The organism is uncultured Albimonas sp. (assembly GCF_963977235.1).
In the GTDB taxonomy this organism is placed as follows: Bacteria; Pseudomonadota; Alphaproteobacteria; order Rhodobacterales; family Rhodobacteraceae; genus Albimonas.
The window spans coordinates 1-16071 of record NZ_CAXBOD010000083.1 but is presented as its reverse complement, the minus strand read 5'-3'; the positions used below and the strand labels follow the sequence as shown (position 1 = coordinate 16071).

General features: G+C 69.4%; 8 protein-coding genes. All 8 read left to right on the top strand.

What is annotated here, in order from left to right; genetic code table 11:
- Positions 1-312: 312 nt before the first annotated feature.
- The 8 genes from AAC134_RS21900 (at position 313) to AAC134_RS21865 (ending at position 14989) form a co-directional block, all read left to right on the top strand.
- Positions 313-1947, top strand: coding sequence for an ATP-binding cassette domain-containing protein (locus tag AAC134_RS21900; protein ID WP_339951586.1), 1635 nt, complete (start codon positions 313-315; stop codon positions 1945-1947).
- The gene (locus AAC134_RS21895; RefSeq protein WP_339951584.1) at positions 1944-4091 is read left to right on the top strand and encodes an ATP-binding cassette domain-containing protein; all 2148 of its coding nucleotides are present in this window, start codon (positions 1944-1946) and stop codon (positions 4089-4091) included. The genes AAC134_RS21900 and AAC134_RS21895 overlap by 4 nt, the downstream gene beginning before the upstream one ends.
- Positions 4091-5416 carry an HlyD family type I secretion periplasmic adaptor subunit gene (locus AAC134_RS21890; RefSeq protein WP_339951582.1) on the top strand — a complete coding sequence of 442 codons (1326 nt, stop codon included), beginning with the start codon at positions 4091-4093 and terminating at the stop codon, positions 5414-5416. Before AAC134_RS21895 ends, AAC134_RS21890 begins: the two co-directional genes overlap by 1 nt.
- Before the next feature lie 23 nt (positions 5417-5439).
- On the top strand, positions 5440-9216 hold the full coding sequence (locus AAC134_RS21885) for a hypothetical protein (protein WP_339951580.1): 3777 nt from the start codon (positions 5440-5442) through the stop codon (positions 9214-9216).
- Positions 9217-9226: 10 nt separating this feature from the next.
- Positions 9227-10429: a SpoIIE family protein phosphatase gene (locus AAC134_RS21880; protein ID WP_339951578.1), complete on the top strand. Its 1203-nt coding sequence runs from the start codon at positions 9227-9229 to the stop codon at positions 10427-10429.
- On the top strand, positions 10426-10761 hold the full coding sequence (locus tag AAC134_RS21875) for an STAS domain-containing protein (protein WP_339951576.1): 336 nt from the start codon (positions 10426-10428) through the stop codon (positions 10759-10761). The genes AAC134_RS21880 and AAC134_RS21875 overlap by 4 nt, the downstream gene beginning before the upstream one ends.
- A gap of 12 nt (positions 10762-10773) precedes the next feature.
- On the top strand, positions 10774-11193 hold the full coding sequence (locus tag AAC134_RS21870) for an ATP-binding protein (RefSeq protein ID WP_339951574.1): 420 nt from the start codon (positions 10774-10776) through the stop codon (positions 11191-11193).
- Between the two features lie 169 nt (positions 11194-11362).
- A complete protein-coding gene (locus tag AAC134_RS21865; protein ID WP_339951572.1) occupies positions 11363-14989 on the top strand; it encodes a PAS domain S-box protein in 3627 nt (1208 codons plus the stop codon).
- Positions 14990-16071 lie beyond the last annotated feature (1082 nt).

Below are 16071 nucleotides of genomic sequence, written 5' to 3'. Positions count from 1 at the left end.
ATGGGGCTCCATCCTACTCAGGACTTGCAGCCTCCGGCAGACCCGGTGCGGTTCAACCCCGTCGTGCATGGGGGCGAGAGCGAGGTGCGGTCATTCAGCGAGACGCATCGCCTGCGTGGTTCAGGTCTTCCTCTCATCGCCATTTCGGGGCGCCCGAGGCGTCCTTCGGACCCTTATCCGAGCATTTATCTCGATCAGGCTTTGTTAAACGCTGTGGGCTAGACGCTCTGCGAAGCCGTGAAAATCATCCGCACGGCGAGCTTTGGACAGGGCGCGGCGTGGCGCGCGAGCGTTTCTATGTGAGGACGCAGATTGAGAAAATTCGCGCCTCTCCACCACCTCTCCGTCGGTGCGGCCTCGCTTGCCGTGAACGCGCTGTCGTTGAGCGCGCCGTTGTTCATCCTGCAGGTGTATGACCGCATCATCCCCAACCAGTCGACCAATACCGCCGCCCTGCTGGGGCTGGGCGTGCTGGTCGCGTTGATCCTGGAGGCGGCGCTGCGGATGGCGCGTGCGGCGATCCTGGAGCCGTTGGCCACGCGCTATGAGGTCTCGGCCAGCGTGAAGGCGGCTCGGCATCTGTTCGACGCCGACCTGTCGGCGTTCGAGCGGATTTCGCCCGGCGTGCATCTGGAGCGGTTGTCGACCATCGCCCGGCGTCGGGATGCGGGCTCGGGGCGGGCGCTGCTCGCCATTTACGATCTGCCGTTCGCGCTCGTGTTCCTGTGGATGATCTGGATGCTGGGCGGCCTGGTGGTGGCCGCGCCGCTGGTGGGAATCGCCGTGCTGGCCGTCGCCGCCGGTCCCGCCAGCGTGTCGTCGAGCAGGTGGATGTCGAAGGCGACGGCGATCGACGACCGCCGATACGACTTCCTGGTGGGCGCGCTGTCCAACCTGCCCTCGCTGAAGATGTCCAATCTCGAGCGGCCGGTGCTGCGCCGATACGAGGCGCTGCAGAAGCGCCGGCTCGCGATGCAGGGCGGTGCGTTCTCGGGCGAACAGGGGCTGGCGGACCTGTCGCAGCTGGTGGTGCAGCTGTCGATCATCGGCGTGGTGGCCGGGGGCAGCCTGCTTGTGCTGAGCGGGGACATGACCATCGGCGCGCTCTCGGCCTGCACGCTGTTGTCGGGCCGGTTCCTGGGCCTCGGGCGGAACCTCGTCGCGCTCGCCTCGCGCATCGGCGCCTCCAACGTCGCGCGCGCGCATGTGGAGGCGATCTTCGATCTGCCCGCGGCCTCGGGCGCGGCCGGCCTGATGGACGCGGGCAAGGCGCCCGTGGCGCTGAGCCTCAAGGGCGTGGTCTTCGCCGGCGACGACGGCGAGCGCGTGCTCGACGGCGTGGACCTCGAGCTGGAGGCGGGCCGGACCGTTGGACTGGTCGGCGACAACGGCAGCGGGAAGAGCATCCTGCTCGCCCTCGCCGCCGGGCTCTATGTGCCGACCGAGGGGGAGATCCGTCTCGCGGGTCGGCCGCTCGCGGATTATTCGCCCGACAGCCTGCGGCGCACGATCGCGCTCGTCTCGCAGCAGGAGACGCTGTTCGCGGGCACGATCCTGGACAACATCTGCATGTTCTCGCGCGACCGCGTCGACGCGGCGCTGGCGGCGGCCGAGGAGACGGGGCTCGCGGATCTCGTCAAACCCCTTCCCAAGGGCTTCGCAACCCGCGTCGGCGACGGGGCGGCGGACGGTCTGCCCCGCGGCGTCTCGCAGCGCATATCGCTGTGCCGGGCGCTGGCGCTGGATCCGCGGATCCTGCTGTTCGACGACGCCAATTCCGCCATCGATGACCAGGGCGACGAGAAGGTGGAGGCCTTGTTCGCGCGCCTGCACGAGCGTTGCGCGATCCTCTTCGTCAGCCACCGGCCGAGCGTTCTGGGCCGCGCCGACCGCATCCTTCGCCTGGCGGACGGCAAGGTCGGCGCGATCGAGGGAGGCATGGGATGAAGGACCTCGAGCCCGAGCTGTTTCCCCCGCCCGCCCCTCCGCGCCGGGCGCCGCGCGACCCCGATCCCTTCGGCAATGGCCTGGAGCTGTGTCTGCGCGATGCGCTGCGCAGCCTGGGGTGGCGGGGCGACGTTCACGACCTGCAGATGGCCTTCGCCCAAGAGCCCTCCGCGGATCGGTTGAGAGAGGTGCTCAACGCCGCCTCCCGGCTGGGCTACGTGGGCCATGTCGTCGAGCGGCGGCGGTTCACGGGCCGGGACCTGGCCGCCCATGCGCGCGGGCCCGACGGCTCGCCGCGCGATCTGCTGCACCTGCCCCTGAAGGGGCGGCCGCGCCTGCTGCGGACCCGGGCCGGCGCGATCGGAGCGGCGGACGGACGCGCTTCGGCGCGTCTGGGTGGGGGCGCGCTGGTGCGCTTCGAGCGAGCGCGCGCCCCGGCGGCGGAGCTGGACCGTTCCTGGCTGCTGCGGCGGATGCGCCAGCAGCTTCCGTTGATCCTGCGCGCGCTGCTGTTGACGCTGTTCGCCAATCTGGCGGCGGTGGCGAGCCCGCTGTTCGTGATGGCGGTCTACGACCAGGTGATCGTCTCGGAATCGACGGCGCTGCTGGCCTATCTGACCGCCGGAGCGGCGACCGCCGCGACGTTCGAGATGCTGATGCGTCGGTTGCGCGGCCGGGTCATGAACCGCGCCAGCCTGCGTATCGGCTACATCGTGGGCAACGCCATCTTCGGACGCATTCTGGCGCTGCCCGCCCGCCTGACCGAGAGAACCGGCCTGTCGAGCCAGATCGCCCGGGTCCGCGATGTCGACCGAATTCGCGACCTTCTGCGCGGCCCGATGGAGCAGGCGCTGCTCGACACCCCGTTCACGCTCCTGTTCCTCGGCGCGATCGCCGTGATCGGGGGGCCGCTGGCGCTGATCCCCGTGGGGTTCATGGCCCTCTTCGCCGCGCTGGCCGTGGTCGGGGCGCGGCACATGCGCGGGCGCGCCGCCGAGGTCGCGACGGCGAATGCGCACCGCCAGATGGTCGCGCTGGAGATGATGCACCGGATGCGCGCGATCCGCGCGGCGGGCGGCGGCGCGATCTGGCTTCGACGCTATCGCGACGCCGCGGAACTGGCCGCGCGGGCGAGCGAGCGGAGCGCGTCCTCCGCCCAGGCCCTCGCGGCCATCGGCCAGTCGCTGGGCTCCGGGGCGGCGCTTGCGACGCTGTTCGGCGGGATCCATTTCGTGCTCGCCGGCATGCTGTCCACGGGCGGGCTGATCGCCTGCATGATGCTCGTGTGGCGGCTGATCGCGCCAGTGCAGAACGCCTTCATGGCCGGCACGCGGGTGGGCCAGCTGTTCGCCTCGGCCCGCCAGATCGACCTTCTGATGGGGACGGAGCCGGAAGCCCTTCCGGGCCTGGGCGACGGGGTGCGCCCCCCCATCCGCGGCGCGATTGCGGTCAACCGTCTCGTCTTCCGCTATGGGCGGGAGACGGACCCGATCCTCGCCGGCGTCAATTTCGCGGTGAAGCCGGGGGAGATCGTGGCGATCATCGGCCGCAACGGAAGCGGCAAGTCGACTTTGCTCAAGCTGCTGGCGGGGCTCTACGACGCGCAGGGCGGGAACATCCGTCTGGACGGCCGCGACCTGCGCCAGTTCGAACCCGCGCATCTGCGGCGCGCCATCTCCTACGTCCCCCAGACGCCGGATTTCCAGCAGGGAACGCTTCGCGACAACCTGCTGATGGCCGAGCCCGAGGCGGGGGAGGACGACCTGGCCGAGGCGCTGGCGCTCGCCGATGCGACGGCTGCCGTCGCGGCGCTGCCCGAGGGGCTCGACACCTTCTACGACGTCAGGCTGGCGGGTTTGCCGGCGGGCCTGCTGTCGCGTCTGACGCTGGCGCGCATGCATCTGCGCAAGGCGCCCCTCGTGCTGCTGGACGAGCCGGCGACCGGTCTCGATTTCATGGGCGAGTTCGCCTTCATCGGCGGTCTGGAGCGGCTGCGCGCGCGGGACGCGGCGGTGCTGATCGTCACGCACAGCCGCCAGCATCTGGGCGTCGTCGACAAGATCCTGATGCTCGAAGAGGGCGCGGTGCGGTTCTTCGGTCCCGTCGAGAAGGTGCGCGACCGCATTCCCAAGGGGTTCCTTTGATGCCTGATCAGCGATTCGCCGCGCTGGCCTACGACGATGGATTCGCGGTCGAGGATATGGTCCGCGACGCCGGCGTCGGCCCCCTGAGCCTCGCTACGATCTGGCTGATCGTCGGAAGCCTGGTCGCCTTCGTCGTCTGGTCGGCGGCGACCCCGGTGGACGAGATCGCGCGGGGCGCGGGCGAGATCGTGCCCGCGGGCGCGGTGCGCGCGCTCGACCATCTCGAAGGCGGCATCGTCGAGGAAGTGCTGGTCAAGGAAGGCGAGGTGGTCGCGAAAGGCCAGCCGCTGCTGCGCCTGACGGGCGCCGTCACCACCTCGAACCGCGACCAGCTGGTCGCGCGGCGCACGTCGCTGAGCCTGCAGGCCGAACGTCTCGCGGCATTCGCCCAGGACCGGGAGGCGCGCTTCGCCGCGCTGACCGACGACGCGGAGCTGATCAACGAGCAGACGCAGCTTCTGGACGCTCAGGTCAGCGTGCGCGACAATCAGGAGCAGGTCTTTCTCGAGCAGATCGCCGGGTTCGAAGCCCAGATCGAAGCTGTGGAGCTGCAGCGCGAGACCCTCGAGGAAGTGCTGGCCCTGATCGATCGCAAGGCCGAGATACAGGAGGGGCTGGTCGGCCGCGGCCTCAGCCCGGTGCTGCAGCTGATCGAGGTCCAGCGCGAACGCTCGCTTGCGGTCTCGGAGCTGCGGGCCCTCGACCGGGCCACCTGGTCCCTGCGCGACGACATCTCCCAGGTGCGCACCCGGATCGCCGAGCTGCACGGCCGCCTGCGCCAGGAGGCGCTCGATCGTCTGGGGACCGTGAACGCCGAGCTCGCGGAGATCCGCGAGCGGCTTACCGCCCAGAACGACAGGGTCGAGCGATTGCTGATCTCGGCCCCGGCGGCGGGCGTGGTCCAGGAACTGGCGGTGCGCACGGTCGGAGGCGTCCTCAAACCCGGCGAGACCGCGGCCCGGCTCGTGCCGCTCGACGAGGAGCTGATCGCGGAGGTGCAGATCTCGCCCCGCGACATCGGCTTCGTGCGGGTCGGGCAGGGGGTGAAGCTGAAGGTTCAGGCCTTCGACTTCAGCCGCTATGGCCGGGTCTACGGCAAGATCGAAAGCATTTCGCCCAGCACGTTTCTGGGGCCCGAGAAGGTGCCCTACTATTTGGCGCGTGTTCGCCTGGACTCACCATCATTGAACGGCGTGGGGTCGGGTCACTTCTTCTTGCCGGGAATGACGGTTAACGCCGATATTGTGACGGGGAAAAAGACGGTTCTTCAATATCTTGTTAAACCCCTCCATACGATGGTCGACGGCACCTTGGGCGAACGGTGACGCCAGGAAGGGGGGAACAGTCAATGTCCGAGTCTCGATCCGAGCCGTCAGCTTCCGATTCCGGCGTCTACACCCATGGCGGCGGAACGCCCCGCCCGGACGACGAGCGTGTGGAAGCGCTGGAGCGTCCGGTGGACGCCACCGCCGCCGAGCGCATCGGCGGCGACCGCAGCCTTTCCCTGATCCACCGGGGCGAAGTCGACGAGACGGACCCTCTCGCCCCGCCGGTCCCTGATCCGGATGGGGCGACGGCGACCTCCGACCCCACCGACGGTCCCCTGGACGCCGCGACGCCCGCCCCCCCGCCCGAGGGCGCGCAGCCCCCGTCCGCGGCCCCGCTCAACCGGCTCGAGGGAGCCACGGTCGACGCGCCGCCTCCTGGCGAGGCGTCCGATGCCCCGCGCCCCCTCGCCCAGGAGCGCTCTTCGGTCGCCGCGCCGGCCGCAGCGCCGGATCTCGGCCCGGCCCCGGCGCTCGATCCCCAGACCGCGGCGGCGGCGCCGCTCTCGGCGTTCGCGTCGAGCGGCGATGCCGGCGCGTCCGCCGAGGTCCCCCCCTCGGACGACGCCTTGACCGGTTCTGACGCCTCCGGCGATCCGGTTGACCCGGATCGCGGCGCCGATCTGCCTGGGGGCGATGATCCCGGCCCAGGCGACGACACGCCGTCCGACCCCGAGACGATCCCGCCGCGGGATCACAGCGCCCCGATCCTGACCCTGGCCCCGGCGAGCGGGGTCGAGGACGGGAGCGTGGCGCTCGATCTCTCGGCCGCGCTGGTCGATCCGGCGGCGGGGGAGAGCCTGAGCGTCACCCTCTCGGGCGTGCCCGCGGGGGCGACCCCCTCGGCGGGGGAGGTGGTCGGCGTCGGGGAAGACGGATTGACCGTCTGGATGCTGCTCCCGGAGGATCTCGACGGGTTGACCCTGACCCTGCCCACCGACTTCGTCGGCGAGTTCGATCTCGCGGTAGAGGCCGTCGCCAGCGATTTGACCGGGGACAGCGCCGGCACATCCGCCTCCTTGCCCGTGACCGTGGTCGCGACGGAGCCGACGATCCCGGGGCCCTCGGAGATCGTGGAGCTGGCCGCGCTGACGATGGATGAAGACGTGGCCGTCGCCCTCGACCTTCTCGGCGCCTTCTCCGACGCGGCGGATCTGACGAATGTGAGCGGCGCGACGATCTCGGGCCTGACGCCGGGAACGAGCCTCTCGGCCGGGGAGCTCCAGGCGGACGGGTCGTATGTTCTGTCGGCGTCGGACTTCGAGGGATTGATGCTGACGCCGGCGGCGGACTCGGATGCCGACATGCGCATCTCGGTCGTGGCGGAGCTGTCGGGCGGCGAGTTGGTCACGGGCGCCTTCGATCTCGAGGTCGAAGCGGTGGCCGACCTGCCCACGGTGACGATCACCGGCGCCTCCAGCGACGACCCCTCAGCCATCGCCTTCGGGATCGGCGGCGGCCTGACCGATCTGGATGGATCGGAGACGCTGACCCGCTTCGTGTCCGGACTGCCCGAGGGCGCGCGGCTCTCGGCCGGCGTCTATGCGGGCGACGGGCTCTGGGCGCTGGAGGCCGATGATCTCGACGGGCTGACCCTGCGCCCGCCGACCGACTTCTACGGCAGCTTCACGTTCACGACCACCGCCGTCTCGCAGGAGAGCGCGAACGGCGACCTCGCGATCTTCGACCGCACCGTCACCGCGACCGTCTCGGGGGGCGAGGAAGGCGACAGCTGGACCAATCCCGACGCGCGGGGAGACGAGGATTCGACGATCGCTCTGGGGGAACAGTTCCTGGTGCTCGATCTGCTGGGGCTGACCCAGGTGAAGATCCTCAACGTGCCGGAGGGCGGAAGCCTGTCCGCCGGCTATGTCAACGGGAGCGGCGCCTGGTTCGTGCCGGCCTCGGAGCTCGAGACGCTCACGTATACGCCGCCCGAGCATGACGCCACGGATGTCACGCTGGCGGTCTACAAGCTCTTTACGTTCCTGCCGCCGGTGCTCATCGGGCAGATCGACGTGCAGATCGACGCCGTCGCGGACGCGCCGACGCTGTCGGCCAGCGTCGCCGACGGGGCGGAGGATCAGGCGCTGGCCCTGGATATCAGCGGCTCGCTGGTCGATCTCGACGGGTCGGAAGGGCTGTCCTTCGCGGTCGTGGGCCTGCCGGAGGGCGCCGTGCTGAGCGCGGGTCTGCGCGATCCGGCGAGCGGGACCTGGCTGCTCAAGGCCTCGGATCTGCCGGGCCTGACGCTGACGCCGCCCGAAGACTTCAGCGGCACGCTGACCTTCGAGGTCCGCGCCATCGCGCTGGAGGCGGAGGGCGACGAGGCTGTCGTCTCCCAGACCCTGTCGCTCGAGGTCTCGCCCCTGACCGACGGCGTCTCGCTGACGACGCTCGCCGCGACGGGGAGCGAGGATCAGCCGATCTCGTTGAGCATCTCGCTCACGGAGCTGGATGCCGACGGTTCGGAGACGGTGACGGCGCTCACGATTTCGGGCGTGCCCGACGGGGCGGTGCTGAGCGCGGGGACCGACCTTGGCGGGGGCGTCTATGAGCTGGATCCGGCGGATCTTGCGGGTCTGACGATCCTGCCGCCCCCCGAATACTCCGGAACCTTCGAGCTTGTGGTCTCCGCCGCCGTCGCGGATGGCGCCGCCGCGCCGACCGTCGCCACCGCCGCCTTGCAGGTGACGGCCGAGCCGGTGTCGGACGCGCCCGTGATCGCCCAGAGCGTCGGCGCGTGGACGTCGGCGACGGAGGTCGATCTGGACATCGACGTCTCGACCGTCGCGACCGACGGCTCCGAGATCCTGACCGTCGTTCTGCGCGGCATGCCCGAGGGCGCGACGCTCAGCTCCGGGACCAACAGCGGCGACGGCGCCTGGGTCCTGGACGCCGACGCGCTCGACGGGTTGCAGATGGTCCTGCCGCAGGACTGGGCAGGGGCCGTCTCGCTCACGGTCGACGCCTACGCCCGCGTGGCGGGCACGGGCGACGTCGCCCACAGCTCGGCCGCGGTGGACATGCCCGACAGCCCGCCCATGGCGCCGCTGTCGGCCTCGTTCGACGCAGGGACGCCCATGGCGCCGTTGTCCGCCTCGTTCGAGGAGAGCGGGGAGACCAACCTGTTCGTGCTGGAGCCCGACGAGGGGACGACGCGCGAGGGCGAGAATATTTTCGCCGATCTCGCGCTCGTCTCGGACGACGCCGCGCTTGCCGACGACGCCGCCGGAGCCGAGCTTGCGGAGGGGGCCGCGGCGCCCGCCGAACCGGCCTGGATCTCGACGCCGCTCGCGCCGGATTTCGCGCTCTCGGACGGGGCGACGGCGTCGCGCATCGTCATCGAGCTCGAGCCTGACGCGCTCTTCCCCGACGATGCGCTGACGCTCTCGCAGGACGACGTCGATCCCGCCCTCGCCGAGGCGCTGGAGCAGGGGACGATCGGGCTGCGGCTGGACGCGGACGGTCGCCGGGCGACGCTGGAGGGGGACGCGGAGGCCGAGCTGTTCGTCGACCTCGTCCGGGGCATGGCGCTGCAGAGCGACGCCGACCAGGGGGAGCGGCGGGTGTCGATCGACGTCTACGACGCTGACGGCGCCTTCGCGCCGTTGGAGTCGGTCGATCTCGCGCTCCGCCCCGGTGAGGCGGACGCGATCCTCGATCCGGGCGATCTCTCCAGTCTGGACGGAGCCGACGCGACGCAGGTCGAGAGCCTGGAGTCGAGCGTCGACTGGACCGTCCCGTCCCTGGATTGCGATGATCTGGACCAGAATTCCTGCGACCTCGTGGCTGTTTGAGGGCCCCTGCATGAAAATTATCGTGGTCGACGACGACGACCTTTACTGCGAGCTGATTTCCCACAGCGTCGCGGCGCTGGGGCACGACGTGCTCTCGGTGGACAGCGCTCGGCGGGCTCTGGAGGAGGTGCGCAACGGCAGATCGGTCGACCTGATCATCAGCGATTGGATGATGCCGGGCATGTCCGGCGTCGACCTGTGCGCCGAGATCCGACGCCAGCCGCGGCAAGGTCACGTCTTCTTCCTGCTGCTGACCTCGCGCGAGAGCCGCGAAGACTATCTCGAGGCGATGCAGGCCGGGGCGGACGACTTCCTGATCAAGCCGTTCGATCACGAGATGCTGGCCGCGAAGATCCGCGCCGCGGAGCGGATCCTCGACCTGCAGACGGAGCTCTCGGAGTCCAACGCCCAACTGCAGCAGTCGAACCGGGAGCTCGACGAGGCCTATCGCAATCTGCAAAAGGACATCCAGGCGGCCGCCAAGCTCCAGCTCGGCCTGCTGCCGCCCGACGAGGCGCGCTTCGGGCGGTTCCTGGTCTCGGCGACGCTGATGCCGTCGTCGGCGGTGTCCGGCGACATCTACAATTTCTTCAGCCTGGAGAACGGAAGCTTCGGGCTCTACTCGCTCGACGTGGCCGGGCACGGGCCGCGGGCGGCGATGATGTCCTTCGCCATCTCGCGCTTCATCGTCGATCAGGGCATGGCCGGCAAGCTCGGCTCCGCGCAGCCTCTGGGCGCCCATATCGCGGAGTTGAACAAGACCTTCCAGTCGGCGCCCCCCGACAACGATTACTTCACGATGCTGCTCGCGACGATCTCGGACCAGGGGCGGATGCGGATCAGCCAGGCGGGGCATCCGCATCCGATCGCGGTCCCCGACGCCGGCCGCAGCCCCTATCCGCTGGGCCAGGGCGGCTTCGCCGTCGGCCTGCTGGAGGGGGTGACCTACGACGAGTTCTCGGTGGACCTCGCGGATCTGCATCGCATCGTCTTCTATACGGACGGCGTGATCGAATGCGGCGATCCGAGCGGGCGGCTGTTCGGGATCGACCGCTTCCAGGCCCTGCTGCAGGCCACCTCCGCGCTGCCGCTGGACGAGGTCATCCCCACGATCAAGGCCGCCCTGTGCGAGTGGCGGGGTCTGTCCGAATTCGATGACGATATCTCAATCATTATCGTGGAGAAGGTTGGCTCCGAACAGGAGGCGTCATGATCAGAATCGAGAAACTTGACGACGTGACGATTCTCGTCGTCGACATGGCGCGTCTGGACGCCACCACAGCCACGGCGTTCCACGCGCAAGCGTCTCCGGTGATCCGCGAGGCCACCAAGGTCGTCATGGATTTCTCCGCTGTGGAGTTCATGGATTCGACGGGGATCGGCGCGCTGGTGGGCGTGACGAAAGCGATCGCTCCCGGTGGACGGATCGCCATGTGCGGCCTCAGCCCGGCGGTGGAGACGATCTTCAAGCTGTTGCGAATGGACATGTTCTTCATCGTGGCTGAGGATCGCGCCGGCGCGGCTGCGCGTCTCGAGACTGTGTGAAGCGGCCGGCGGATGTCTTGCCGGTTCACAGTGAGATGCGATTTCGAGGAAGCGTCTCGCGTCTGGGACGCGATCGAGCTTCGCATCGGCGCGCGATACAGGCAGAATGATCGTCTGAAGCTGCGGCTCGGCCTGACCGAAATCATCAACAACGTCATCGGCCATGGTCTCGGCGAAGGCAGCGAGGAGACGTTCTCGCTTCGGGTCTTCGAGCGGGATCGGCGCCTCACGGTCTGGATCGGCCACGGCGGCGCGCCCTTCCCGCCGCCGGCGCAGGTGACGGACGAGGCCAAGGTTCTCGCCAGCGAGGACGCGCGCGGCCGCGGCCTGTGGTTGATCGAACAGTGTTTTCATGAAGTGCGCTACCGCCAACGGGGCGCCCGACAGACGATCCTGGCCAGCTTCCGGGCGGATTTCGCGGATCCTGAGTGAACCGCCGGCAAGCGGCCGACGATCGGCGAGACGACGGCGATCGCCGACCGGGACCGGCGACATCGCGAACGGCGCGGGCGTTCCGGGGGCCGGGGCCGCTGTATCGCAATCGCCGTCAAGCGCGGAAGAAAGGCACGGTTGAATGGGCGTCTTGAGGTTGACGAGGTCGTTGCGCCAACGTCCGACCACGGTCGCGGCGGTGGTCTTCCTGGCCGTGCTCGGCCTCTGCCTCGCGCTGATCCATGTCGAACGCCAGATCCGGCTTCAGTCCGAATACGACCTGGTCTCGCAAGAGGTCATGACCCTCGCCGCCCAGATTCAGTCGGAAGTCAATTCGAACGTCTATCTCGCCAACGGTCTCGTCGCCTTCGTGGCCGTCACCGAGAAACCGTCCGACGAGGAGATGCATGCCGCGATGGCGGCGCTCTATCGGACTGGGCGGGGCATCCGAAACATCGGCATGGCTCCAGGCAACCGAATTGAATACATCTATCCCCATGCCAACAATTCCGCTGCCATCGGGTTGTACTATCCCGATATGGAAGACCAATGGCCGGCCGTCGAACGCGCGATAAAGCTCAACAGCACGGTCGTCGCAGGGCCGGTTGCCCTCAGGCAGGGGGGGGATGGATTGATCAGCCGCACGCCCGTCTTTCTGGAAGACGGGACGTATTGGGGGATCCTCAGCCTCGTCCTGGACGCCGACCAACTGTTCGAGCGCACGGGGCTGCAAGCGGCGCAGATGCACCTGAACATCGCCCTGCGCTGGGAGGACGAGGGTGCGCCGGCGGAGTCGACCTTCCTGGGCGACCCCGGTTTCTTCACGAGCGATGCCGTCGTGCGCGACGTCGCCCTGCCGGGAACGACCTGGCGGATCGCAGCGCGCCCGCAGGGCGGCTGGGGCGGCCAGGACGAGATCATGCGGCTGCTGCCGGGCCTGTCGGTCGCCCTCGCGGCCGGCGTCGCGCTGATGGCGCTGAGCCGGCAGCGTCACCGCCAGGCGCTGGCGCGCAGCGAGCAGCGTCTGGCCTCGGTGACCGAGGCGATCCGGGACGCGATCGTGGTGACGGACGAGGCGGGCGAGGTTCTGGAGCTCAACGCCGCCGCCAAGAGCCTGTTCGGCCTGGCGAAGCCGGACAGGACGCGCCCGGTCGAGGCGCTCTTCGAGGCCGCGCAGGTCCGCGCGGGGCCGAGCGCGGGGTCCATCGCCAAAGGCTGGCGTTCCGACGGCGCGGAACTGAGCCTCGAGGTCAGATTCAGCGACACCGAGCTTCGGGGCCGCCCCAAACGGATCTACTCGATCCGCGACATCGGCGATCGGATCGCGATCGAAAGCGCCCTTCGAGAGAGCGAGGAACGCTTCCGCCGCATCGCCAACCAGATCCCCGGCGTCGTCTACCAGTGGCAGGAGGGGCCCGGCCAGCGGAAGGGGTTCACCTACGTGAGCCCTCGATCCCGAGACATTCTGGGCCTGGAGCCCGAGGCGCTGATCGCCGACTGGTCGCTGTTCAACATCCATCCCGACGACCGCGAGGCTTGGGCCGCCAGCATCGCGCAGTCTCTGGGATCCGGCGAGGATTGGCAGTTCGAGGGCCGGTTGCTGCGCGGGGACGAGACGCGGTGGTGGCGCGCCTATTCCAGCCCGCAGCACGTGTCCGACGAGCGGGTCCTGTTCACCGGCGTGATCCTCGACATCACGCGCATCAAGGCGTCGGAGACCGCGCTTTTCGCCAAGGAGCGCGAGCTCTCCGCCATTCTGGAAAGCGCGCTCGACGGCATCGCCTCGATCGACGGCGAGGGGGTCATCCTCTCGGCCAACGCGGCGGCGGGACGGATTTTCGGCTACTCGACGGAGGAGCTTCTCGGGCGCAACGTCTCGATGCTGATGGCGGACCTGCATGCCGGGCGTCAGGGCCAATACCTCAAGAACGCCGCCGGCTTGGCCACGGACAGAATCGTAGGCGCCTCGCGCGTGCTCAACGGCAAGCGCCGCAATGGCGAGGTGTTCCCGCTGGAGCTCAGCGTTTCGGAGATCACGCTTGAAAGGGGCCGCGCCTTCACCGGCATCCTGCGCGACATCACCGAGCGCGTCGCAAGCGAGCGCGAGCTGGAAGGCGCGCGCCTCAGCCTGGAGCAAAAGGCCCGCGCTCTCGAAGAACTGGCCGACGAGCGCGACCGCGCGCGCCTCGACGCCGAGCGGGCGAGCGAGGCGAAGTCGAGCTTTCTGGCGGTGATGAGCCACGAGCTTCGCACGCCGATGACCGGCATCCTGGGAATAGCTGACCTGCTTCTCGCTCAGGACTTGTCGGAGCGGGATCACGATCGGGTCAAGACCCTGCGCAGATCGGGCGTGATGCTGCTCTCTCTGCTGGACGACCTGCTGGATTTCTCCAAGATCGAGGCCGGGAAGCTGAACCTGGAGGAGATCCCCTTCCGGCCCGTCGACCTGATGACCGACATTCGGGATCTGCTCGCCAGCTCGGCGCATGCGAAGGGCCTCGAATTCTCGGTCGAGTTCCAGGTTCCGGCCTCCCTGACGCTGGTCGGCGATCCGACGCGGATCCAGCAGATTCTGTTGAACCTCGCCTCCAACGCCATCAAGTTCACGATGCGGGGGCGCGTTGTTCTACGGTTGAACGCGGTGGAGGACGTGGGCCGCGGTCGACGGCGCGCTTTATTCGAGGTCGTGGATACCGGGATCGGTATTTCTCCCGATCTGGGCAGCCACCTGTTCGAGCCATTCACCCAGGCCGAGGCCTCCACCACCCGTCGGTTCGGCGGAACGGGGCTGGGGCTGGCGATCTCGCGGCGTCTGGCCGAGGCGATGGACGGCGAGATCGGCCTGGACAGCGTGGTGGGCGAAGGCTCCGTCTTCCGGGTCTCGCTCCTGGTCCGGGAGGCTCAGGACGCCGAGATCCAGGCGTTTCCGGAGATCGGCGCCGCGCTCGAGGGGGGCCGCGGTCGCCCGCTCGACCTGTTAGTTGCCGAGGACAACGAAGCAAACCGGATGCTGATATGCGAAGCGCTGAGCCTGTGCGGTCATTCCGTCACGGCGGTCGAAAACGGCGCGAGAGCGGTCGAGGCCGTCTCCAGCACGCGCTTCGATGCGGTCATCATGGACATGCAGATGCCGGTAATGGACGGCGTGACGGCGTCGCGTCTGATCCGCTCGGCGCCGGGGCGCCCTCCCCCTATCATCCTGCTGACCGCCGATGTCCTGGCGCGTCAGACCGTCGAAGGCGAGGCGATCTTCGCCGAAGTCCTGATGAAGCCGATCGACTGGAGCCGCCTCTTCCTGGCCCTCAACCGCCACGTGGACGACGGCGACGCGCCTCGCGGGCGGGCCGAGGGGACGTCCCGCGCCTCGCAGGAGGCGGCGTCGGACGAGCCGCCGCCCGAAGCCGCCGCCGGCGCAGCGGAGGGCGGCGAGACGGGGCTGGCGATCTTGTCTCTGGAATGGCTGGAGGTCCTGCGCCACTCTCTGCCCCCCGGGCGCGAGCAAGCCATCTACGAGTCCCTGATCGATAAGCTTGAACTGCACCTGCGTGACTTCGAACGTCGGCTGAGCGACCGAGACGCCGCCGGCGCGGAGCAGGCGCTGCACAGCCTGACCGGTCTCAGTCGGCAATTCGGCCTGCAACGGGTGGCGGCGGTCTGCGCCAGGCTCGCGGTGATCCTGTCGGCCGCCGAGGTCGACAAAGCCATGGGTCTGTTCGCCGAGCTCGAGTCGGAGGTCCGCGCCGGCCGCGCGGAGGTCGCCGCGCATGCCGAGCGGCGCCGCGAGGCGCACGCCTGAAGTTCGGCCGATCGTGTATCCTTGCGGTCGATCCCACGTCTCCGCCTGCGTCCCCCTCTCGCATCGATATGGAGGCGAGCGCGCCCACGCCGCCGCGGGCCGGCGATCTCGCCGCCGTGTCCACCCGGTCGCGCGCTTCGCCATCCGCGCCGGGACGTTCCGCACTCCGAAAACCCATAGCGGCTGCGGGCCGGACACGCGCCTCGCCCCCCTCCGCTCCAGGCGCGCCAGCCCGCCGCCTGGCCGACGCCCCGTCCGCCCAGCCGATCGTCGGCTCCGCGACGCCGCTCCTTGCGGGCTTTCCCGCCATGTCGCGTCCCCGATCCGACCTGCGGTTCACCCCCCGGCGCGACGTTTCCTGGCATAGCGCGCGCGGCGGCGACCAAGCGCGTCAGGTCGGACCAAGCGAGTCCTGCGGCCGGTTCCCACAGGCGCCTCTGGTCGTCGGCGCCACCGCCAGACCGCGGAGCCAACCCTCGCGCGAGGGAGGAGCCTGCAGCCTCGGCCTCACCGTATCCGGAGGGACCTCAGTCCGTCAGGGGCGCTGCCGAAACCCACGCCACGCATCTCGTCTCGGCCGCTGGCCGCCCGGGTCGCTGGCCCGCCCACCGGCCCGATGGCGTCCAAGGCCCTCCCTTCATCGACCGGTTGCGCCGTAGCTGGCGGCCAAGCCGGCAGGGTGCGGTACCTGGCCGCCCGAGGCGCCCGGGTGCGCCGCGGGCCGGCCATGGCCACGGTCGACCCTGCGCAGCCCCCGGCGGCTTGAGCCAGGCCAAGCTCCCCGAGCCGACTGAGATCAGCTCGAAAGCGCGCATCCCCGCCGGGCCATTATTCGCTCCGGGTCCTCTTCAGCTCCGCCCGCATTCCCGATGGTCCCGGTCGAGAGGCGGCGGGTACGCGCCTTGCCCGAGACGTGCAATTTCCACTTCCATAACAACAACCCCCATCGATACCCAAACCCCCGCTACCGGGTTGCTTCCCGCGAGCGACGCGGCGCGAATTATCCCACGTTGAAGGCGCCGGGGAGTGGCCTGCCCCCATCGGGTGGTCCGGGGGCAATCTTAGTGCATGGTCGGTTTGAG

What these genes read in the sequence shown, in the direction of transcription:
- AAC134_RS21895 (WP_339951584.1), top strand. Translation starts at nt 1,944, where the DNA reads ATGAAGGACCTCGAGCCCGAGCTGTTTCCCCCGCCCGCCCCTCCGCGC.
- AAC134_RS21890 (WP_339951582.1), top strand. Translation starts at nt 4,091, where the DNA reads ATGCCTGATCAGCGATTCGCCGCGCTGGCCTACGACGATGGATTCGCG.
- AAC134_RS21885 (WP_339951580.1), top strand. Translation starts at nt 5,440, where the DNA reads ATGTCCGAGTCTCGATCCGAGCCGTCAGCTTCCGATTCCGGCGTCTAC.
- AAC134_RS21870 (WP_339951574.1), top strand. Translation starts at nt 10,774, where the DNA reads ATGTCTTGCCGGTTCACAGTGAGATGCGATTTCGAGGAAGCGTCTCGC.
- AAC134_RS21875 (WP_339951576.1), top strand. Translation starts at nt 10,426, where the DNA reads ATGATCAGAATCGAGAAACTTGACGACGTGACGATTCTCGTCGTCGAC.
- AAC134_RS21880 (WP_339951578.1), top strand. Translation starts at nt 9,227, where the DNA reads ATGAAAATTATCGTGGTCGACGACGACGACCTTTACTGCGAGCTGATT.